The organism is Actinomadura sp. NPDC000600, assembly GCF_040492135.1.
GTDB lineage: Bacteria > Actinomycetota > Actinomycetes > Streptosporangiales > Streptosporangiaceae > Spirillospora.
The window spans coordinates 162,708-184,458 of record NZ_JBEUPD010000003.1 but is presented as its reverse complement, the minus strand read 5'-3'; the positions used below and the strand labels follow the sequence as shown (position 1 = coordinate 184,458).

Sequence of the window (21,751 nt, the reverse complement as noted above, 5' to 3'; positions counted from 1 at the left end):
TTGTCACGATGGGGGCATAACGGGCGGGGATCCTGATCAGTCGGCCCGGAAAGCACGAAGCCTGGGGGACCTGTCCCGAATGCACTGCTCGTCCCGCGTACCCTAGACCCCGTGCGCGTAGCGAATAACGATCGGGCCCAGGCCGCGTCCACGCTGTTCAGGCTGCTCGGAGCCGGGGTGGTGGCAGGCCTCATCGTCGCGCTCATCGCGCTGCCCGCCGTCGGCAGCGCCGGGCTGACGGCCCGTGACGCGGCCAACAACTTCGAGGACATGGACAGCCAGCTCAAGACGACACCACCGTCCGAGAAGACGGTGATGTACGACGCGCATGGCAAGCAGATCGCCACGTTCTTCGACAAGTACCGCGAATCCGTCCGGCTCGACCAGGTCGCCCCCATCATGCGGCAGGCGATGATCGACATCGAGGACTCGCGCTTCTACGAGCACGGCGCGCTCGACCTCAAGGGCACCATCCGCGCGCTGGCGACCAACGTCGAGTCCGAGCAGACGCAGGGCGGCTCCACCCTCACCCAGCAGTACGTCAAGAACCTCCTGGTCGACAGCGCCAAGACCGAGGAGGAGTACCGCGAGGTCACGGCTCCCACGGTCGGACGCAAGCTGCGCGAGCTCCGCTACGCGCTCGACATCGAGCAGCGCCTCACCAAGGACCAGATCCTTGAGGGCTACATGAACGTCGCCTACTTCAGCGCCGGCGCGTACGGGGTCCAGGCCGCGGCCAAGCGGTACTTCAGCATCCCCGCGTCCAAGCTGGACCTCGGCCAGGCCGCGCTGCTCGCGGGCATCACCCAGAACCCCACGGCCTACGACCCCATCCGCAACCCCAACGACGCGCGCAAGCGGCGCGACGTCGTCCTCTACCGGATGGCCCAGCTCGGCCACATCAGCAAGGCGCAGGCCGACGCGGAGGCCGCCAAGCCGATCCAGCTGAACCGCACCGACCCGGTGGGCGGCTGCGAGACCAGCAAGGCGCCGTACTTCTGCGAGTACGTGAAGTACGACATGCTCAACATCCTGTCGGACGGCAAGTACCGGCAGCTCAAGCCGAAGCAGCAGCAGAACGTCGTCAAGAAGCTGAACAGCGGCGGCTACACCATCCGCACCACCCTCGACATGCAGGACCAGCACGCCGTCGACAAGGCCCTGCGCGGCACCGTCGCCCCCGGCGGCAACCGCGTCGGCGCCGAGGCGATGGTCGAGCCCGGCACCGGCAAGGTCCGGGCCATCGGGCTGAGCAAGCGGTTCGGCGCCGGCAAGGGCAGGACGACCCTCAACCTCCCGGCCGACGGGGCGCACGGCGGCGGAAGCGGCGTCTCGGCGGGCTCGACGTTCAAGATCTTCACGCTCGCCGCCGCCATCGACCAGGGCATCCCGGTCAGCACGACGATCAACTCGCCGCAGACCACCACGGTCAGCGGGTTCCAGCCGTGCCGCTACACCGGGTTGTTCGACGGCAAGAGGGTCAAGAACGCCATGGTCGGCGGCGGTTCCTGGACGCTGTCGAACGCGGGCGACAGCGAGAAGGGCAACTTCGACCTGAAGACCGGCACCTGGCACTCGGTCAACACCTTCTACGCCGTCCTGGAGAAGCGCGTCGGCGTCTGCAACGCCGTGAAGATGGCCGAGAAGTTCGGGATGAAGCAGGCCAGCGGCGACCCCCTGCAGCCGATCGCGGCCCAGGTCCTCGGAGTCAACGACATCGACATGGTGCACCTCGCCGCCGCCTACGCCGGCTTCGCGGCCCGCGGCAAGTACTGCGCGCCCATCTCGGTCACCGAGGTCGTCGACCCCCAGGGCAAGAAGCTCAAGCTGCCCAAGCAGGACTGCCACCAGGCCCTCGACCAGGACGTCGCCGACAAGGTGAACTCGATCCTGCAGGGCGTCCTCACCAAGGGCACCGCGGCCGGACGCGGCATCGGACGTCCCGCCGCCGGCAAGACCGGCACCTGTGAAGAGTTCACCTGCGCCGTGTTCGCCGGGTTCACCCCGAACCTCGCCGCCGCCACCGCCTACTGGGACTTCCGCGGCCCCTGGCAGTACAAGGTCTACGGCGTCTACGGCGCCGACATCCCCGGCGGCATGTGGCAGCAGTCCATGCAGAACGCCCTGGCCGGCGAGCCCGCACCCGGCTTCCAGACCCCGTCCCGCGACTTCGGCGACAGCGCCACCGTCCCGCAGGTGAAGGGCCTCACGGTCGGCGCCGCCACCGCGAGGCTCCAGGGCGCCGACCTGAAGGTCCAGGTCGCGTCCGGTTCCGTCGACTCCGACCAGCCGAAGGGCACGGTCGTGTCCACCTCGCCGGACGCGGGCAGCTCCGTCCCGCCCGGCACGACCGTCATCCTCTACGTGAGCAACGGAAAGAAGAAGGACGGGGCCCAGAGACGCCCCAACAACGCGCGGCCCCCCTCGGGCCACTGACGCGAAAAGGGCCCGGCGCCATGCCGGGCCCTTTCTCGTTCCGCTCCGCTACTGCGCGAGCTGCCGCTTCACCTCCGCCGCGACGCGCCCGCCCTCGGCACGCCCGGCCACCTTCGGATTCACCGACTTCATGACCTGCCCCATCGCGCGGGGCCCCGACGCGCCCGTCTCGGCGATCGCGTCCGCCACCAGCGCGGTCAGCTCCTCGTCGGTCAGCTGCGCGGGCAGGTACCCCTCCAGCACCCCGCCCTCGTCCCGCTCCGCCTGCGCCTGCTCCTCGCGCCCGGCATCGCCGAACGCCGTCGCGGCCTCCCGGCGCTTCTTCGCCTCCCGCGTGAGCACCTTCACGACGTCGTCGTCGGAAAGCGTGCGCGACTGCTTGCCGGCGACCTCCTCGTTCTTCACCGCCGTGAGCGCCATGCGCAGCGTGCGCGTGCGCAACTCGTCGCGCGCCTTCATCGCGGACGCCAGATCGGACTCCAGCTTCTCCTTCAAGGTCATGCCCCACATCATGCCCGTCCGCGAGCTTCCGGCTCATCAGGATTACCGAGCGGCGCCCATGTCTGAAAGCATGGGACCCGGAGAAGGGAGAGCCGTGCGAAAGATCCACGCCGTGCCGCTGGGAGTGCTGGGCGCGGGCGCCGCGACCTTCGGGTACGCCTCGTTGATCGAGCGGAACTGGTTCCGCCTGCGCCGCTTCGACGTGCCCGTGCTGCCCCCTGGCCGCCCCTCGGTGAAGATCCTGCACATCTCCGACGCGCACCTCACCCCCGGCCGCTCCCGCCTGATCCACTGGGTCCGCTCGCTGGACGCCCTGGAGCCCGACCTCGTCGTCAACACCGGCGACACCCTCTCCCACCGCGACGCGATCGGCCCCTTCCTGGACGCCCTCGGCCCCCTCCTCGACCGCCCCGGCGTCTTCGTCTACGGCTCCAACGACCTGTACTCCCCGGTCCTGAAGAACCCCCTGCGCTACATCTGGCGCACGAGCAAGACCGACTACGAACGCCGCCGCCGCGAGCCCGACCTCCCCTACCGCGAGCTGGGCTCCTCCCTCCAGGCGGCCGGCTGGCTCGACCTCAACAACCGCATCGGCCGCCTCAAGGTGGGCGAACTTGACGTCGAGTTCGGCGGCATCGACGACTCCCACATCAACCGGGACCGCTACGACAAGATCGCCGGCCCCGTCGACCCCCAGGCCGACGTCCACCTCGGCGTCATGCACTCCCCGGAACCGCGCAACCTCGACCGCTTCACCGCCGACGGCTACGACCTCCTCCTCGCCGGCCACACCCACGGCGGCCAGGTCTGCGTCCCCTTCTACGGCGCCCTCGCCACCAACTGCGGCATCGACCGCCCCCGCGTGAAGGGCCTCCACAAGCACCGCGGCTCCTGGCTCCACGTCTCCGCCGGCCTGGGCACGTCCCCGAAGGCCCCCATGCGCTTCTGCTGCCCGCCCGAGGCCTCCCTGCTCACCCTCGTCCCCCGACGGTGAACTGGAAGACCGCCCCGCTCCTGGCCTCCCTGTACGACTACGCCGTCCAGAACCGCGCCCTCTCCCGCCTGGGAGCCCGCGCCCTCTGGAACTACGACATAGCCCACCTGCACACCCTGATCACATCCCAGTACCCCTCAGCCCTGACCCTGGACATCCCCTGCGGCGGCGGCCTGGCCATACGCTCAAACCCCCGCCACGTAGCCGCCGACATCTCCCCCACAATGCTCAAGAGGGCCCGCCGCAAGACGACAACCCTCGTCCAGGCGGACATCTACAACCTCCCCTTCCCCACCTCCACCTTCGACGCCTGCCTCACCTACAACGGCCTCCACTGCCTAGAAGACCCACGCGCGGCCCTACACGAACTGACCCGCGTCCTACGCCCAGGCGGCACCCTCCAAGGCACCACCCTCGTAAAAGCCGCCGGCCGAGACCCCCTGATCAAGCTCCTCCAACACCAGGGCGTCTTCGGCAACCCAGGCACCAAGGCAGACCTCCACACCTGGCTGGAGACCACCGCCCTAACCGACATCACCCTCACCACCTACGGCGCCGTGACCGCCTTCACAGCCCGAAAATCAGGGACGCACCACTCCCCAGCATCCGCTAAGGTGGACTAGGCGCCGGGAGGACGTACAACTCCCGGGCAGCCGCCACCGGGGTGTAGCGCAGCTTGGCAGCGCGCTTCGTTCGGGACGAAGAGGTCGTGGGTTCAAATCCCGCCACCCCGACAGAAAACGCCAGGTCAGAGGCCGGTTCTCCACACAGGAGACCGGCCTCAAGATCTTTTGTCCGTCATTCGTCCGCGAACTCCACCGCCCCCCACGGACACCGTCCGCCCCGGACCAGCACCAACCGGACCACCTCCACCCGCCGCAGGTTCAGATCCCCAGCCCATCCGCCCGCCGTCTGCCCCCACTCACCCAGACGCCCCTCCACTGCCATGCCACGCGGGCGTCCTCGCTGTGGGCCTTGGGCAGACGCAACCGTTGCTGCGCTCTCCTACCTTCGGCCCCGACGAGGCCTGCACTTAGCAGCGTGCAGGTTCCCCCAAGGACGCCGTGGGCCATCACGAAGCGACGCGGGCCATCGCGGCCAGCCGCGGTGCCACGCGACGGCCAGAGCACACCGTCAGCACCCAAGCAGGCTTAAGTAAAACTTCAGAGTGCTGCGGGCAACTCTACTTCAAGTTTTTATGGACAGTTTTCCGTGCCACTTTACGGACAGAAGTCCTATTGCCATCAAATTTGAAGCACGAGAATGGCGATTTTAGTAATGACTTGACCCTACCAGTCGCATTCCTCAATCGTCAACCCAACGTGCCCGACCCCGAGTCCATTTTGATACCCATCATGTCTGGATTCGACTTGACGAGAACTTTTCTTCTCCGATGACCGAAATTCATCTTCCTTCCGTCCATAATTTCAGGCACCCCTCCCTCGCCCTCTCACTTCGCCCTTGAGATGTGAGAGCATGACCAATGCGCCCCCCGCCGAGGCCAAAATTACGGAGAGTAATCGTCGTGCTAAATGATCTAACACGAATGACGCGAGAGTCCGAATTCGGATTCAAGGCGTTCCAGTTGGGAGAGGTGGGACTCGCATACGCCAGAGACAAGGGGATTTCTCAAAGGAAGGTAACGCGGCGCCTAGTCTCGAGCATCAGAGAGGCACTGAGCCAAGTCGGCTTCGATCTCATTCCAGAGGAGATAAACAGTCCACGTTTCGATCAAAACGTCTATCTAGTCGATAGGGATAGTCCATTCGCGCGTATAAAACATGCAATGGACAGGCCGCCAAGTCTCACTAACGCACTGGAGATCGAATCCATATTCCGAGAATCCGGTAGACGTACCGGAGAATCGAACAATAACTGAGAACGGTAACGCCTGAGTGCGCGCTGCCAGTACCGCCCCGGCCGATTCCATGTCTTGTCGGGCAGGGTTTCGGGGTAGGTCAGGCGGGAGTGGTCGTCGATGGCGGTGTGCAGGTAGCAGTAGACCAGCACGCGTTTGCCGCCGCTGCGGTGGGCGCCGGTGTCGGTGCGCTGGCTGTCTCGTCCGCCCGGGATCTTGCCCAGTTTCTTGATGTCGACGTGAATCAGGTCGCCGGGGCCGCATCGTGTTCTTAGCGGCGGAAGGTGGTGACGGATGGCATGGCCTGTTGCCCGGTCCAGGTGTGTTGGAGCGGGCAGCCGTACTGGTGCAAGACGTGGTGGACGGTAGAGGGGCACAGGCCCAGCCAGGAGGCGGATCCGGGCTGGGCCCGTCCGGCCCAAGACGCGCGGGCCGTTGATGCGGCGTTCGGTGCGCCGGGCTGGGCGGCGGGGGCTGTAGTGCGAGCACCTGGAGCGGTCCCTGATCGCGGTAGCGGCGGGCCCAGCGGGCGGCGGTGGTGGGCGACCTTATGACTGCTGGGCGCCAACTTGCGGCGGGTGGACAAGCTGCTGGAGCAGATGGGGATCAAGGGGATCTTCAAAACTCAAGTCTCGAAGATGTCCAAGGTGCCTGAAGGCCCAGGTGGCCGAGTTCCGCAACCGGCCGCTGGAGGGCGGCCCTTTGCGTTCGTGGGGGTGGACGCACAGCCCCAGAAGGTGCGGAAAGGCGGCCGGATCGTCAGCGTTCACACGCTGGTGGCCACCGGTGTCAACACTGACGGGCACTGCGAGATCCTCGGTCTCGAGGTTCTCGGCCGAAGACGGAGCCGGGTGGTTGGTCTGTCTGCGCAGGCTGGTCGCCCGCGGCCTCACCGGCGTCCAACTGATGCTCTCCGACGCCCACGCCGGCCTGGTCAACGCGGTCGGATTACCCCTGGCCGGGGCGGGCTGGCAACCGGGCCGCACCCACTACCTACGCAACCACTCACCCCCATCCTCAAATCGGCGCAGCCGTGGGTGGCCACGCTGCTGCGTACCATTTTCGATCAGCCCGCCGCTGAAGAAGTCCACGCCCAGCACGCCCGCGCTATCACCTCACTGAGGCGGCACCCCAACCGCCGCCGAACACCTGCTCGCTGCCCGCGATGACCTGCCCGACCTTCCCCGGTTTCTCCCGCCACCTGTGGCGGCAGATCTGGTCCAACAGCCCCCCGGAAGCGCCTCAACAAGGAGATCCTGCGGCAAACGACGTGGTCGGGATCTTCCCCGACCGGGCCGCGATCCTCCGCCTCGTCGGCGCCGTGCAGATGGAGCAGACAGACGAGTGGACCAAGGCCCGCCGCTACATGGGCCTCGAGCGCCTGGCTAGGGTCCGCCTGCGCGTCGTCGGCAGCACCCCACCAGGCCCCCACATCGACCGGCGAGACCTCACCGCTAACCTGCAGGAACTGGCTCGCGCGGAGATTGCTCCGCCGGACATGGTCTAGCACCGTCGCCCTTAAGTGCTCTCGGACCGCCTACAGCTGCATTGCAGTTTCAGTGAGTCGCCGCGTCGCTACCTTCCGGCCTCCCTGCGGCGGTCACCCGCAGGGCCTCGTACGTGAGCGGCATGTGAGACCTCTAACGCATGACGAATTGCGGGCGTCCCGCGCACGTAACTACACTCGACCGGTTGGCTATGAGGCTGCAGTTTCCGCGCAGTGCGCAGGATGGGGGAGCGACAGGTGAGCACGGACAAGCGCAGGGCAGTGGTCCTGCTGAGTGGTGGCCTCGATTCGACCACCGTGCTGGCGATCGCCCGGGATGAGGGATACGAGACATACGCCCTCAGCTTCCGGTATGGACAGCGGCACACCGAGGAGCTCGACGCAGCGAAGAAGGTGGCTCGCGAGCTGGGCGCGACCGACCACGTGATCGCTGACATCAATCTTGCCGTCTTCGGTGGCTCGGCACTCACTGATGAATCCCTGGATGTCCCTCACCACGCCAATGCGGACGAGTTGGGCGAGGAGATCCCGATCACCTACGTGCCTGCGCGTAACACCGTCTTCCTGTCGTTCGCGCTCGCCTGGGCCGAGACCCTGGGCTCATCGGATGTGTTCATCGGTGTCAACGCCATGGACTACAGCGGCTACCCCGACTGCCGACCGGAGTACATCGAGGCGTACGAACGCATGGCGAACCTCGCCACCAAGGCCGGCGTCGAAGGCACTCAGAAGCTCAAGATCCACACCCCGCTGATCGATCTGACCAAAGCTCAGACCATCGAGCGAGGTCTGTCCCTCGGTGTGGACTATGGCTGGACGCACAGCTGCTACGACCCCGTCGACGGCCGCGCCTGCGAGACGTGCGACTCGTGCCTGCTTCGCAGTCGGGGCTTCGCCGAACTCGGCCTTGCGGACCCCTCCTTCACGTCAGCAAAGGCTTGACGGGCCCTATGTACCGAGTCAAAGAGATCTTCTACACGCTTCAGGGCGAAGGGAGCCACGCGGGGCGTCCTTCCGTGTTCTGCCGATTTACCAGCTGCAATCTGTGGACCGGCCGCGAGAAGGACCGCCATCGGGCAATATGCCAGTTCTGTGACACTGACTTCGTCGGAACCGACGGCCCAGGCGGCGGCCGGTTCCAGACAGCCGCCGACCTCGCAGCGGCCGTCGCCAAGACCTGGCAGGGACGCGCACACCCGCGCAGTCGCCCTTATGTGGTCTGCACAGGCGGCGAACCACTCCTGCAGTTGGACCGCGAGGCTGTGGACGCCCTGCACACCGAAGGGTTCGAGGTCGCAATCGAGACCAACGGAACACGCCCCGCCCCGGAGGGTCTCGACTGGATCTGTGTCAGCCCCAAAGCCGGCACTGAGATCGTACTGACCTCGGGAAATGATCTGAAGCTGGTCTATCCCCAGGTCGGGGCCGAGCCCGAACGCTTTGAACACCTTGCTTTCGACCGGCTGCTCCTGCAGCCGATGGACGGTCCTGACCTCGTCGTCAACACACAGGCGGCGATCGACTACTGCCTCGCCAATCCGCAGTGGCAGTTGAGCGTCCAGACCCACAAGACCCTGGGAATACGTTGATGGAGATCTTCCGCGAGTTCACGTTCGAGGCTGCCCACCGGCTGCCGAACGTGCCCGACGGCCACAAGTGCGCTCGACTGCATGGCCACAGCTACCGCTTCGAGGTGCACGTAAGCGGCGAAGTCGACCCGGCCATGGGGTGGCTGATGGACTTCGCGGAGATCAAGGCCGCCGTCAAGCCACTGGTCGCACGACTCGACCACTACTACCTTAACGAGGTGCCAGGGCTGGAGAACCCGACCAGTGAGGTGCTTGCTAAGTGGATCTGGGACGGGCTGGTCGACAAGTTGCCGCTCTCGGCCGTCATAGTGCGTGAGACCTGCACTTCCGGCTGTGTCTACCGGGGGGAAGAGTGATTCTGCAGGACGTTCAGGCCACGCCGGACACGCGTGGTGTCCCACTTGACGAGGTCGGCGTAGAAGGGCTTCGTTATCCCGTCCTGGTCGCCGACGGCCAGGGCGCCAAGCGTGAGACCGTCGGCACCGCCGCCATGTCGGTCAGCCTCGGCCCAGAAGTCAAAGGAGCGCACCTTAGCCGCTTCATTGAGGTGCTGCACGAGGCTCGTGAGCAACTCAGCCTCGGCAGCATCGGCACCCTCGCCGAGGACCTGCGGCAACGTATGTCCAGTCCCACAGCGCGTGTCAGCCTTGACTTCCCCTACTTCCTTGAGCGGTCTGCCCCGGTGACCGGGGCGCGCGGCTTTGTTGACTATGCGTGCTCACTGGCCGCCTTCAGCGCCCCCGCGGAAAGCCGGGTCACGATGGCCGTCACGGTACCTGTGACCAGTGTCTGCCCATGCAGCAAGGCCATCAGTGATCGGGGCGCTCACAACCAGCGTGGCCACATCACGATCGTGGTTGAGCCGACCGATCCACAAGGCGGGCTCTGGTTTGACGACCTGATCGACATCGCGGAGAAGGCCGCGTCCTCGCCCGTCTACGCCGTCCTCAAGCGGCCGGACGAGCGCCATGTGACCATGGCGGCCTATGACCATCCTGTCTTCGTCGAGGACATGGTCCGCAACGTGGCCCAGGTTCTGAGGACGCTGGACACCATCGCCGCGTACCGGATTCGGGCACTCAACGACGAGAGCATCCACAACCATGCCGCCTACGCAGCGGTGTCCTGGACCCGCCGGGCCGGCGAAGCATAGGCGATGGGCGACAACACGAGCACTCCAGGCGAACAGTCTGTCCACCTGGTCGTCACCTGCGCTAACCGCAAGCGAGGCTCGCTTTCCTCCACTCTCCGGGCACGCGAACTTCCCCAGAACCACGACACACAAGCGCGTTGTCACGACTGGATCAGCCGCCTCGCGGCCGGAGCAGCGACCACCCGCGCAGCCGACTTGTACGCCGGCGAGTATTGGCAGGTGGCGAAACAACTTGGAGCAGTGGTTGGCCCCTCTGCTTCGATGTGGGTTTGCTCCGCCGGATACGGGCTGATGCCGGAGGACGCGTCCATCGCCGCCTATGCGGCCACCTTCGCCTTCGGACAGAAGGACTCTGTCGCCTCCACAACCGACGATGCCCGCAGGTGGTGGGGGGCCTTGGCCGAGTGGCCCGGCCCCGCCCCCGGTGCTCCTCGGACGTTCACCGACCTCGCCGCCAGCAGCCCGGACGCTGCCGTCATTGCCGTCATGTCGGACGCCTATCTGAGGCCGTGCGCTCCCGATCTTCAGCGGGCGGCCGAGAAGCTAGTCGATCCGGACAACTTTGTCATCATCGGGCCTGGCCACCGGTACCCGGGCCTGGAGAACTTCATCGTCCCTGTCTCTGCGGCGGTCCAGCCTGCAGTGGGCGGGAGCCTGCTCTCCTTGCATGCACGGGCCGCCCGCCATGTGTTGGAGATGGCCAGAAAGCAGCAAAAGCCGTTCACGCGGCCGACGCTTGCCGCCCTTATGAAGGAGCTGAGGGAGTCGGCTCCCCCAGCAATCTCCCGGGCTCCGGGTGCCAGGCTTAGCGACGATGAGGTGTTCGCCTTCATTCGCGCAGCCATGGCAGAGGAAGCAGGACCCGTCTCTGCGACCAAGCTGCTGCGCCGGCTACGCAGTTCTGGGCGCTCTTGCGAACAGGCCCGCTTCAAGGGGCTGTTTCAGAAGATCATGCAGGAAGACGCGCTCAAGGACTGGTCCTGATGTCCATGCCCAGAAGCGAGCCGTCCATCGAGGTGCGAGCACTTCGGATCATCCAGGTCAAGGACTACCCGCTCTACATCTTCATGTTGAAGGCCGAGCAGGTCCTAGAGTTCGCCGACATCTCCCGCGTGAGCCGCGATGAGGCAGGCAAGCTGATCGGCTATCAGCGCCCCCAGGTACGCAAGCACATCCAGGAGATCGTCGAGTATCTGGACAGCCCGTTGCCGATCTTCCCTAACCCGATCATCATGGCGCTCTCGCCTGACGTCCGTTTCAAAGCCACCCGCGGCGGCAACCGGCTCCCAGATGATGGCGCCTCCGACACTGGCCGGTTGTTCCTTCCCCTGCCGAGGGAGGGCAAGCCGAAGCCCGCCTGGATCGTCGATGGACAGCAACGCGCGTTGGCCTTGGCGCGAGCTAAACGCAGAGACTTGCCGGTCCCAGTCACGGCATTTGTCGCCGATACAGTGAGTTTGCAGCGCGATCAGTTTGTGCGCATCAATAATACGCGCCCACTTCCTCGCGGCTTGGTCACCGAATTGCTACCCGAGGTGGACAGCCCCCTACCGGCTCGCCTGGCGGTACGCAAGGCTCCATCGAGCCTATGCGATGTGCTGAACACCGACAAAAAATCTCCTTTTCAAGGGATGATCAAACGAGCCTCCAGTGCCGGGAGTCGCCAGCCAGGTGCGGTAGTTACCGACACTGGCGTCGTCGACATGATCCAAGAAAGCCTCACCTCCTCTTCCGGCTGTCTGTTTCCATATCGCGACATCGGCCGCGGCGAAACGGATTACGACGGAATCATTCAGGCTTTGATCATCTACTGGACGGCAGTCCGGGACACTTTCCCTGAAGCATGGGGCAAACCACCGGAAAAAAGCCGGTTGATGCATGGTGCTGGAATCAAGGCAATGGGGCGCCTCATGGATCGCATCCTCGGTACTATTGACCCTCAGCGTGATGATGCATACGAGCAGATTCGCCAACACCTCGAACTCATCGCGCCGCACTGTCACTGGACCACTGGGACCTGGGAGGGTCTTGGGCATCGCTGGAACGAGATTGAGAATGTGGGGAAGCATGTCCAAGAGCTCTCCAACTACCTGATCCGTCTGTACCAGAGCGCACGCAGGGAACTCCTTTGAAGTTTTTCTTCCCAGATAGCCAAGACCAGGTCAGCCCGACCTTCGACTTCCGCAATGAAGAATACTCTCCGTACCGTGTACGGCAGCGCGACGACCGCTACGCGCATGAGGTTCTAGCAAAGCGCCCTTACCACGGGATCCTGGTCAGCAAAGCTATCGTGGACGGCTCGGTGAGGGGATCCGGGAAGTACACGATGCCGCAGCGAGAACGGCTTCACAGGCTGGGCGTACAGAAATACTTCAGGCTCCCGGATGGCGTCACCACGCTGGGCGATTGTGGCGCCTTCAACTATATTGACGAAATCGAACCGCCGTACAGCGTGCCCGATGTGGTGGATTTCTATGAACGCTGCGGATTTGATGAAGGCGTTAGCGTTGACCACGTGATCTTTCACTACGACCGGAACGCCACAGAATCCACCGTCGCATCGAAGTGGGCTGAACGCCGCAGGATCACGCTTAAGTACGCGCGCGATTTTCTCGATGAGGTGGAGAAGCGAAAGCATCCCATCGTCCCGGTGGGCGCTGCCCAGGGATGGAGTCCCGCCAGTTACGCTGACAGCGTCCACCAACTCGAAGAGATGGGCTACCGGCGTATAGCGCTCGGGGGAATGGTGCCCTTGCGGACCGAGGACATCTTGGACTGCCTCTACGAGATAGACAAGGTGCGACAGAACGCAGAGTTGCATCTGCTGGGGATCACTCGGGTCGGTACCATCGAAAAGTTCGCCACTCTCGGGGTCACCAGCTTCGACAGCACATCGCCGTTTCGCCAGTCGTTCATGGACGACAAGAACAACTACCACACCGCTGATGGCGCTTACATGGCGATCCGGGTGCCTCAGGTGGATGGAAACCCGTCCTTGAAGCGAAAAGTGCTAGCTGGCGAGGTGTCTCAAGCCGAAGCCAAGCGCCTCGAGCGCGAGACACTTCGCCTACTGCGAGCCTACGACGAGGGTGACACTACGGCCTCCCTGGAGAAGGTACTGAACGTCCTCCGCGAGTATGAGCAACTGGTTGAAGGCGACAAGCTGGATCCTAAGAAGGGCGCCAAGAAGTCTCGTATCCCCAAGTATGAGATCCTCCTTCAAGAGAAACCATGGAAGACATGCAACTGTGGACTGTGCAGCAAGCTTGGCATTGAGATAGCCGTATTCCGAGGCACGGAACGGAACAAGAGCCGCGGCTTCCACAACCTTGCGGTCTTCGCCGCTAAGATTCAGCACATCGGCCGTGCGCCTAGTCAGGAGAACCAATGACCGACCAGCACACGCTTCGTCTTCCGGCGCTGGAGGTCCGGCAGGGGGATCGCCGCATCTACTGCTTCGCGGTTGACGGCAAGCGCCTGCATGAGTTTGCGGCTGTGTCTCGAATCCGACGTGATGACGAGGAGGAGCTCCACGGCTACCAGCGTCCGGAGGTTGCCAACCACATCAAAGCGATCAAGCGCTATCTTGAGTCACCCTCGGCGATGTTGCCGAACGCGATCGTGCTGGCATTCGACAGCAGGGTGAAGTTCGAGGCCGGGACAACCCCTGAGACAGGGGAGGGCTACTCGGTGCCCGGAGAACTCGTCATACCTGTGGACGAGAACCTTCCCGAGGACCAGAAACCCGCTTGGCTGGTGGACGGCCAGCAGCGCAGTGCTGCCATCAGGGAAGCAGAGATCGACACGTTTCCCGTCGCGGCCGTAGGCTTCATCGCCGACAACGAGGCTGAGCAGCGAGCCCAGTTCATCCTGGTCAACAACACCAAGCCGCTGCCCAAGGGCCTGATCCACGAACTGCTCCCCAACACCAGAGGCCACCTGCCGCCGGCATACGCCCGCCGCCAGTTGCCGGCGGTGCTCATGACCCGCCTCAACGGGACCGGCGCCGGCCCGTTCTACAAGGCGATCGCGACCCCCACCTCGCCGGACGGCTACATCAAGGACAACAGCGTCCTGAAGATGATCGAGAACAGCATGTACGAGGGGGCGCTCTACCAGTACCGCGACGAGCAAGGCGGCGGAGACGTCGAACGCATGCTGCTCCACCTCAACACGTTCTGGGGCCTGGTCAGGGACGTCTTCCCGGACGCTTGGAGCAAGCCGCCCCGCACGTCGCGGCTAACTCACGGCGTCGGCATCCAGGCCATGGGTTACGTGATGGACAAGCTCACCGAGGACGAGCCGGCCGAAGAGCTCGACCGCCACCACATCCTTGAGAAGCTGAGGAACATCAAGGTCGTAGCGGCCTGGACCGAAGGAAGCTGGCACTTCGGCAGGGACGATGAACGCAAGTGGAACGGCCTGCAGAACACTCCCAACGACGTGAAGTGGCTGACCAAAGGCCTCCTCGTCATCGTCGACCAGGACCCGCTCTTCTGATCCTTTATTGAGTGCTTCAACGCGCGGCGGTTTCGCGAAATGGCAGGGGGCAGAAGTTTTCGGCAAGGTTGCTGGAGCAGCGAGAGTAGCAGAAGAGTATTCGCAGGGTTTCCTAGGACTTAAAACACAATCCTTGAATGGGCGCGATTTCGGATTCACCGGAGCTGTGCTGGGCCTTAGCGCCGTCGCCGTGACGAAAGGTTCTGCTGCCGGATTGCCAAGTCGTCCAGAGCGCTGATGGCTGCGTGAGTTACGGATGCAGATCCTGCACCCCGGGGATACACGACTTTCTTGGCATACTGTCCAATACAGTGGGTCGCCGCATGTGCGGCGCACTGAGTAATCATTACACTGAAGTCTGAATTGCGTGCCGCCTCTTTGAGGCGCCGAGACGCGACCTTCTCCGCCGAGAGCACCACCTCGACCTGGGGGAACCGTTGGACAATGCGCTTCTGGACGCGCTGAAGTACACCTTCGTCCAGGCCATAAATGAGGATCTGCGCCGCTCCTACAATGGGCTTGTCGTCGGCGCTCTCCGATGAGGTCCGCTCTGGCCATTCCAAGCTCAGGCCGAGTTCATCACTGAGGGAATGGGCAGTGCAGAGGTATGCTTCATCGAGGCGCCGCGCATGGGCGCGCAGAGGAGCTAGCAGCATCTGTGCCGTCTGAGTACGGACCTCTGGCGCAGGGGAAGCGAAGGCCGCCAGTCGGTCGACAAAGTCGAGGGCTTGTCCGGCAGTCTCCGGTGCCACCCATTGGTCGAATCCGATGCTCATTTGTTCCAGGAACTCGGTATACTCCTGAGTGTTCGGGGCGGTACGGAGAAACAGCTCCAGAAGCAGGTCGAGGACGGCGAGGTTCGCAGGGTCGCAGCGCTGATTCACAATGCTTCGCATTACTGTGGTCAGCGCCTGCGGATAGAAGGTCTCTGAGCGGGTGATTTCCTGCAGAAACGGCCCGAGTGCATACTGCCACACGGCTTCGTACTCGGGATCGGTGAGGTCGGCGAAGACGTCTGCCATTTCCGTGTCAGACACTGCCTCCAACTGGATCGAGATGTCGCTTCGGCGGACGTCCATTCCGCGACAAAGTTCGAAGGCAGTCTTGTCGCCCTGAGCGACCGCCTTGACTATGTCTGCCCATGTGTTGAGCGGTAGCTTGCCCGGCGTCTCTTCGGGCTCGGGCTCCGTCGTGACTACCGACTCGAGGTCAGCCAACTCCGCTGTCACGGTGTCTGCATGCACCGACTGGTGGCGATACGAGGCCAGCGTCTCAGGGATGGTATCCCCGCGGCCCTCGGCGTCGAGCAGCGCGATGCTTCGGGATAGTTCTGCCCCATCGCCTCGTCCGTGCATGCCGACGAGCAACACCGTGACGGCCTGCTCGCTGAGAGCCAGTAGGTCTCCGTCTGCCAGCAACGAGAATTGACTGTCGGGCGCCTGCAGCGCGTCTACGGCACGAAACAGGTCACCTTCAGCAAGCGCGGGTTCAACGTACGCAGTGTAGAGAGCCGACAGCACCATATCCTTCACCGGAACCGGCGGGTCCTGAAGCAGCACTTCGCGCAGCCCGCGCAGTGCCAAGACTTCGTTTGCTCTTCCCTGGGCAGTTAGAAGTCTGATCTCCAGATGTTTGACATTGGTCGGCGAGAGGCCGCCCTGGCGGTCGATCTGCTGAAGAAGAGCCTTGGCGGTCTGTGGTGCACCACTGAGGAGAGCTGCCTCGAAATCCGCCAGAAGACGCCCCAAAGGCTTGGGTGGGGACCACGACCGCGCGGGACTCCGCTCCACCATCTTCACCATGCGTTCCAGAGCAGTCCGCAGGCGCTTCCTCTCAGCGATGTCGGTGGTCGCCTGGACGACGAAGGTGCTTCCTGCCCCATAGCGCTCAAGGATCGCAGTCTCGTGCGGCCTGTCGAGCGCGGCTGGCGTGTCGTAGCCGTACTTCGCAAACGAGGGGCCGACAAACGCAACGAGAAGGTCGCGCACAGAGTTCAGGTGTTCGCGTCGGCGAGGAATCACATAGTAGGCCATGCGCTGAGTCTTATTATTCAACCAGGGCAGCACCATCGGCGACTTACGGTAATGAACGGCCGCATTCCGAAACAGCATGATGGTATCTGGGTAATTACCAACGTCGTTCCGGTCCGGGTGAAGAAAGTAGTCCACGAACTCCTGAGTGCCGCTCGCCTGTTCCGCTACTTCTTCCTCAGACGCCACGTGTCATCCATTCATGCCGATAGTCCACTATTGCCTGCGCCGCAGCTGATTCATCCAACCAATAGGTGATCTTTTCTTTGTTTCGAGCAAGGCCGTTGCGCGTGAAGTTCATGGAACCCTCGAACATCCACCCCGGGCCCACCAGGCTCTTTTCGTGAATTACCTGATCCAGAAACACCTCCAGGTCGGTACTCTCCTCACGGCCCAAGGCGAGGCGTTCGAGGAAGGGTGCGTTCGCAGGAGTGTCCTGCGTCACCACGCGAACAGCGGTGCCACTGTTCGCCAGCATTAGCAGCAACTCGGACAGTCGGCACTCCAGTGGAGGGTCTTCGCCCAGGAGGTAGTCGAAGGCGCCGTCAGCGTTGTCAAGCAGGTCCACATCACTAACCCATGCAGATACCAGCCAGACTTCACCGCCGGGCGCCGACAGTTGGGCTAGCAGTGCCGTCCGAATTAGCGAGTCCGCACGCAGGGCGCTGCGCGCATTGGTGCGGAGTGTACGGGCCGGGACAGTCACTGCTCGGCCTCCCTGATAATGGCCTTCACGACGACATCACGACGGTCTCTGTACACCTGGGTCACCTCGCCGTACAACGTGAGATTTCCGCGGTCCACACGCATGGCGGGGATGTTCAGCAGCACATGGCGCAGCAGATCAGGTTGGTCGAGGGGAACGACCACTTCGACTGCAGGATGCGACGACAGTGCCTGGGCATACCTGGTTTGCCAATCCGACGATGTGGCATCCAGGCGCGGCCATGCCTTCGTGTGCACGGCAGCTGCCAGAAGCCGATCCAAGATCTGCGGACTGTCTACCGCACGGTATGGCTGGTAGGAGTCCAGATGGTAGTTCCGTGCCTGGTCCCCCCGAGGCCAGAGGATGCTGAAGGCCTGGTCCGGGCTGATCTTGCGAGGCAATTGGATCTTGGACGCGCCCACGGCGTAGGCGATGACCCGGGAGTCGACCTCGATCCCGGTTGTTTCTTCCAACTGATCCCATGCCTGCACCAGGGCAAGGGCCGTCGCATCGGTCAGGCTGTCGGAGCCGCGGCGAAGCAAGCGCATCGCTAGGGAGGCGACATCACCGTGCCGCGGCGCACCGTCCAGTTCGTTCCAGGCGGAACGTATGCGCTGCAGTGCATCCCGACTGTCCTGAGCCGACGTCGCAGCCCGCATCTCGTTCATCGCCTGTGCCAACTCGCCGTTTGGTGCGGCCTCCACCACATGACGCAGCAGATTCGTGAGCCGCATATCGGTCTGCTCGAAACTGTTGGGACGCAGAGCCGCGCTCACCAGGCTCCAGAAGCGGGCAGGATCACGCCCGTAGGTCTCTGCCAACTTCTCGACCACGCCGAGGCCGCCCTCGGACGTCTCGCTGATCCAGATGTGATCTGGCGTCGAGCCGGAACCCGGTACCACGTCGAGCATCAGGTCCTGTTCGCGTGCGTCGGGACAGGCTCGGGTCACCGCCTCAAGGATTGCGGCAGCCAAGGTGTCCCGGTAGGCGCGGCGTGCGAGACCAGCCGTGCGGTCCTGGAGGTTCTCGCCGAACAGCAATGAGCCAGCGTCGTCCAGTACGGCTACGACATCGGGGTTCTTGCTGAGTTCCTGCAGATTGCTGATGACGCGGTCGCTAGTACTGCCGGCATCCGTTGGCGAGGCAGAGGGATCCTGCCTGTACAGCAGCGGGATAACCTTCGTGATGCTAGCCCGCCACGCGCCCTGCGACAGTCCCGCGTGGATTGTCTCGGGCTTGGTGCCCTCCAGTCCCTCGAGCGCGAACGCGGAGAGGTAAACCAAGGACAACCATCCGCGCTGGAACGAGTTAGTTGCATCGGCGATCCGCTGGTCCTCCAGGACGGTGTTCATAAAGGCCTTCGAACGCCACTGGGGAGAGTTCAGATGCTCCACCACGCCCGGCTCCGAGGTCTCCAGGGCCTTGACCTGAATCCGGAGAGCGTCGACGGATGAGGTAAAGCCCATAGCCGCCCTCATTCCTTCGAGGGCGTAACTGACTTTTACCTTGTGCCGCTTAGCAGGCCTGCCCGTGATCACTTCAGCCACAGCGCCATAGGTCATGCGGCGCACTTCGATGGGGTTGCCTGAAGCGTGAGTAGCGAACCCGACTGACAAAACTCGATCACGCCACTCAGGCACCTTGGGTACGTCCGCTGCTACCGGAGCACCCGCAGGGTTGTCCATGAATTGGGTTGCCCACAAGGGTTTTCCTTGCGAGGAAGTCGCAATCGCTTTGTCTGGTTGTGCAAGATTGATGCGGCGCGGGCGAGTGACCTCGACCGTCTTCACGTCGGCGCGGCCGGTGTGCCAACGGCCCTGCCGGTCCGCCGCGTCGAGAATCTTACTCAAATCGATCACTGCATCATCGACCCCGGTGGGAACATCGAGCCAGGTACGGTGGCGATCATCCCGAAACCCGAAGCGGCGGCTGACACGGCCAGGCACAGCTTCACGCAGCGCCCGGCCGACGGGGAGTGTCTCCTCGTCGTCGGACGTGGCGAAGGGAAGCGCAAAGCTCACCTCCGGAAGATTCAGCGGAGCAAAGAGGGAAGTCGTGACAAACTCAGGGAGAAAAGCCCGCCGGTCGTCCGTGCCAGGATCCTGATGGATTGGCGATTTGCCGACACTAAGGCGCCGCAAGAGGGTCGGAGCGACTGCCAACAGCAAGGACCGGGGCTGCTCCCACAACAGGGCCTGCACTTCGTCGGGGCTCAGGCGCAGCGCCCCTCGTAGATGTTCGGCCAGTGCACGAAGGAGAGTTTCGTCCCCCTCGAGGAGTCTCTCCAGGTCCCCAATGATCGCGCTGCGGGCGTCGGGCAACTGCTCATCGGCATAGTCGGGGCAGGTGTCCCCTGTAGCCAGCGTTCGGGCGCTCACCCAGAGCCGTCGGCTACGCAGTCGGCTGCCGAGCCAATCAATGAAGGCTTGAGCACCTTGGATCTTGATGATGTGGCGGTTGTGCACGGGCAGGGTCCGAGGAGTTACCTCGGGAGCAAAGAGGGACACGTAGGCCTGGTAGGCCAGCCGGTCTCGCCCGAAGTCGGACAGTGCGACGATCGTGAGCGGTCGCGTGCCCCTCTCACGACCGGCCCGGCCCCGGCGCTGCAGGAAGGAAGCTGGATCGCGAGGTGCCTTGTGCTGGACTATCAGCCCGACGTCGGGATCGTTAAAACCAACTTCGAGAGAGGCCGTCGCAACGACCAGGTTGGCGTCCCCGTCGACGCCTGCGTCCTGGGAGGTGGTTCGGCCGATCGTCAAAGGACGCTGACTCAGATCAGAACTGAGGTTGTGCCCGATCAACTCCGGAAGGTTCCAGGACTGGCCCGCGAGGAAACGCTCCTCTTCCGCCGGCAGGTCTATGGAACGCAGAGCCGCAAGGACCGCGGCGCCCTGCTTCCTACGGCTTTTCCCGTACTGCCCACCCTCCGCGTCTCGCAAGTCGTCATACAGGCGGTTGGTGACGTCCAGGTCGTCGGTAAAGAGGAATCCCTTGGTGCCGTGCAACGTCGTGCCTGGCGGACGATTTCTGTCGAGCAGACGTCCGTGGAGCATCGCCGTCTGGATTGTGGTGGACAGAAGGCTCGTGCCCGACAAAGGATCACCGCGCAGCGCGAGGTGATACTCGCGGCCCTCCGATTCCATGTCCCTGCTGTGTGGCTCGATGAGTGTGACGCTTTCCGCCGGTAGTCCGACGAGTTCCGCCATGAAGCGGTCGGCCCGGCGCAGGGTGGCGCTGAGCCCGACAAAGGCGACGGGGCCACGGCGTGCGTGACGCCAACGGCGCAGCAGCAGGGCTGTTTGGGCACCTGTGGAATCAGAGTATGTGTGCACCTCGTCAAGCAGGACGACGCGGGGGCCGTACCCCGTCCAGCCGAGAGTCTTGCTCAACTTCGCCCCAGCACTGTTACGGTTGAGCATCTCCGTTGTGGTGAAAAGCAGCTCGGGCGGAGCCTTCTTGATCGACTCTCGGGTGAGAGCCATGACGTCGCGAGGTATCTCCCTCTGACACACGGAGCACCGCAGCGTCTCAACGTTGCGGACCCTGTCGCTGTCGGACCAGAGCATGGCGCCGCCGTCCCCTGTCGGACAGGTCAGATAGGGACAGACACGGGCCCCTCCCTGTGCGGCGGCCCACTCATAGGTTCCATGTGTTACATCACTGCCTCGGTACGGTGTACGTCCGTAAAGCACCCCGATTCGGGGACTGGGCAGACCTCGCCGCCGTAGTTCAAGGGCGTTCTTGATCGCTTCACGCAACTGGTCGCGCAGCAGTTCGATGCGCGGATACAGCGCGAGAGTATGTACCCCCGAGCCTTTGTGGTTGGCCATTGCAGCAAAAGCCGGAAGGTAGAACGCGAGGGTCTTGCCGCTACCCGTACCGGCACCGACCACAACGCCACGCGAACCCCCGTTAGCCAAGGAATTCGTGACTGCCTTGGTGGCGTCGACCTGGAAGCGTGAGAGTGCGTATGAACCGATCAGCACGCCGGCCACCGTGGAATGCTTCTCAGTCCATCCCGGTGTCGCTTCCATCTCGGCAATCGCCTGTGCGGCTGAGATGTTACGCGTCGGATAGCGGCGCTCGGACACGTGCAGACGGTAGTCGGCGACCAGATGCCTGCCTTTCTCCCACCAGTCGGCCTGCAGTGCCGTCCCAGGCCAAGGGGCGAAGATCTGTCGCAGAGAGGCAGTCAGACGAACCCCCTCGGCGAACCTCGTCCGGTATCGTCCGGGTCCACCGAAGGGAACGTAGAAGAGAAGTTGCTGGTTGAGCAGTACCTCCTTCAACTGGTCGGCGTCAGAGAACAAAGACGCCGCGTCCTCGTCATCGAGTACCGACCACAGAGCGTCAGCCACTTCTTCTTCGGAGAGTGCACCGTCGGTGACGCCCCACTCAAGAAGGGGCAACTCCCGCTCCTCCAAGGCATTAAGTGCCTTACCCAAAATAGCGCGCTGCGGTGTTGTTGGTGCCACAG

General features: G+C 63.7%; 16 protein-coding genes, 1 tRNA gene and 1 pseudogene. 14 read left to right on the top strand and 4 right to left on the bottom strand.

The window, feature by feature from the left end:
* Positions 1-111 precede the first annotated feature (111 nt).
* Complete coding sequence (locus ABWI07_RS06030) at positions 112-2,436, top strand: penicillin-binding protein (RefSeq protein WP_149264341.1); 2,325 nt, start codon at positions 112-114, stop codon at positions 2,434-2,436.
* Positions 2,437-2,484: 48 nt separating this feature from the next.
* On the opposite strand, the gene ABWI07_RS06025 is transcribed toward ABWI07_RS06030, so the two are convergent.
* On the bottom strand, positions 2,485-2,937 hold the full coding sequence (locus tag ABWI07_RS06025) for a GatB/YqeY domain-containing protein (protein WP_200842387.1): 453 nt from the start codon (positions 2,935-2,937) through the stop codon (positions 2,485-2,487).
* Positions 2,938-3,007: 70 nt separating this feature from the next.
* Between ABWI07_RS06025 and ABWI07_RS06020 the strand changes: the two genes are divergently transcribed.
* From ABWI07_RS06020 to dbpB (ABWI07_RS05960), 13 genes and pseudogenes are all read left to right on the top strand, one after another.
* The gene (locus tag ABWI07_RS06020) at positions 3,008-3,931 is read left to right on the top strand and encodes a metallophosphoesterase (RefSeq protein WP_149264339.1); all 924 of its coding nucleotides are present in this window, start codon (positions 3,008-3,010) and stop codon (positions 3,929-3,931) included.
* Positions 3,928-4,554, top strand: coding sequence for a class I SAM-dependent methyltransferase (locus ABWI07_RS06015; protein ID WP_353817872.1), 627 nt, complete (start codon positions 3,928-3,930; stop codon positions 4,552-4,554). The genes ABWI07_RS06020 and ABWI07_RS06015 overlap by 4 nt, the downstream gene beginning before the upstream one ends.
* Before the next feature lie 37 nt (positions 4,555-4,591).
* Positions 4,592-4,665 (top strand) — tRNA-Pro (locus tag ABWI07_RS06010).
* 1,723 nt (positions 4,666-6,388) lie between these two features.
* Positions 6,389-6,911, top strand: a pseudogene (locus ABWI07_RS06005) (transposase).
* 43 nt (positions 6,912-6,954) lie between these two features.
* Positions 6,955-7,296, top strand: coding sequence for a transposase (locus tag ABWI07_RS06000; protein WP_502912788.1), 342 nt, complete (start codon positions 6,955-6,957; stop codon positions 7,294-7,296).
* 237 nt (positions 7,297-7,533) lie between these two features.
* The gene (gene queC, locus ABWI07_RS05995) at positions 7,534-8,238 is read left to right on the top strand and encodes a 7-cyano-7-deazaguanine synthase QueC (RefSeq protein WP_240809590.1); all 705 of its coding nucleotides are present in this window, start codon (positions 7,534-7,536) and stop codon (positions 8,236-8,238) included.
* An 8-nt stretch (positions 8,239-8,246) separates the two neighbouring features.
* Positions 8,247-8,885: a 7-carboxy-7-deazaguanine synthase gene (gene queE, locus ABWI07_RS05990; protein ID WP_353817871.1), complete on the top strand. Its 639-nt coding sequence runs from the start codon at positions 8,247-8,249 to the stop codon at positions 8,883-8,885.
* Positions 8,885-9,241, top strand: coding sequence for a 6-carboxytetrahydropterin synthase QueD (queD, locus tag ABWI07_RS05985; RefSeq protein WP_353817870.1), 357 nt, complete (start codon positions 8,885-8,887; stop codon positions 9,239-9,241). The genes queE and queD overlap by 1 nt, the downstream gene beginning before the upstream one ends.
* Positions 9,238-10,038, top strand: a complete 801-nt coding sequence (gene folE2, locus ABWI07_RS05980; protein WP_353817869.1) for a GTP cyclohydrolase FolE2 — start codon at positions 9,238-9,240, stop codon at positions 10,036-10,038. Before queD ends, folE2 begins: the two co-directional genes overlap by 4 nt.
* A gap of 3 nt (positions 10,039-10,041) precedes the next feature.
* On the top strand, positions 10,042-11,022 hold the full coding sequence (locus ABWI07_RS05975; protein ID WP_353817868.1) for a hypothetical protein: 981 nt from the start codon (positions 10,042-10,044) through the stop codon (positions 11,020-11,022).
* A complete protein-coding gene (dbpB, locus tag ABWI07_RS05970; RefSeq protein WP_353817867.1) occupies positions 11,022-12,170 on the top strand; it encodes a DGQHR domain-containing protein DpdB in 1,149 nt (382 codons plus the stop codon). The genes ABWI07_RS05975 and dbpB (ABWI07_RS05970) overlap by 1 nt, the downstream gene beginning before the upstream one ends.
* Positions 12,167-13,429, top strand: coding sequence for a tRNA-guanine transglycosylase DpdA (gene dpdA, locus ABWI07_RS05965; protein ID WP_353817866.1), 1,263 nt, complete (start codon positions 12,167-12,169; stop codon positions 13,427-13,429). Before dbpB (ABWI07_RS05970) ends, dpdA begins: the two co-directional genes overlap by 4 nt.
* Entirely contained in the window at positions 13,426-14,538 is a 1,113-nt protein-coding gene (gene dbpB / locus ABWI07_RS05960; RefSeq protein ID WP_353817865.1) for a DGQHR domain-containing protein DpdB, read from the top strand. Before dpdA ends, dbpB (ABWI07_RS05960) begins: the two co-directional genes overlap by 4 nt.
* A gap of 176 nt (positions 14,539-14,714) precedes the next feature.
* Here the strand turns inward: dbpB (ABWI07_RS05960) and dpdD are convergent, their stop codons facing one another.
* Genes dpdD through dpdJ form a run of 3 tightly spaced genes read right to left on the bottom strand, consistent with a single transcriptional unit; the run spans position 14,715 to position 21,749 of the window.
* Entirely contained in the window at positions 14,715-16,757 is a 2,043-nt protein-coding gene (dpdD, locus tag ABWI07_RS05955) for a protein DpdD (protein WP_353817864.1), read from the bottom strand.
* The gene (dpdK, locus tag ABWI07_RS05950) at positions 16,747-17,274 is read right to left on the bottom strand and encodes a phospholipase D-like domain-containing protein DpdK (RefSeq protein WP_353817863.1); all 528 of its coding nucleotides are present in this window, start codon (positions 17,272-17,274) and stop codon (positions 16,747-16,749) included. The genes dpdD and dpdK overlap by 11 nt, the downstream gene beginning before the upstream one ends.
* Positions 17,271-21,749 carry a protein DpdJ gene (gene dpdJ / locus ABWI07_RS05945; RefSeq protein ID WP_353817862.1) on the bottom strand — a complete coding sequence of 1,493 codons (4,479 nt, stop codon included), beginning with the start codon at positions 21,747-21,749 and terminating at the stop codon, positions 17,271-17,273. The genes dpdK and dpdJ overlap by 4 nt, the downstream gene beginning before the upstream one ends.
* Between the last annotated feature and the right edge of the window lie 2 nt (positions 21,750-21,751).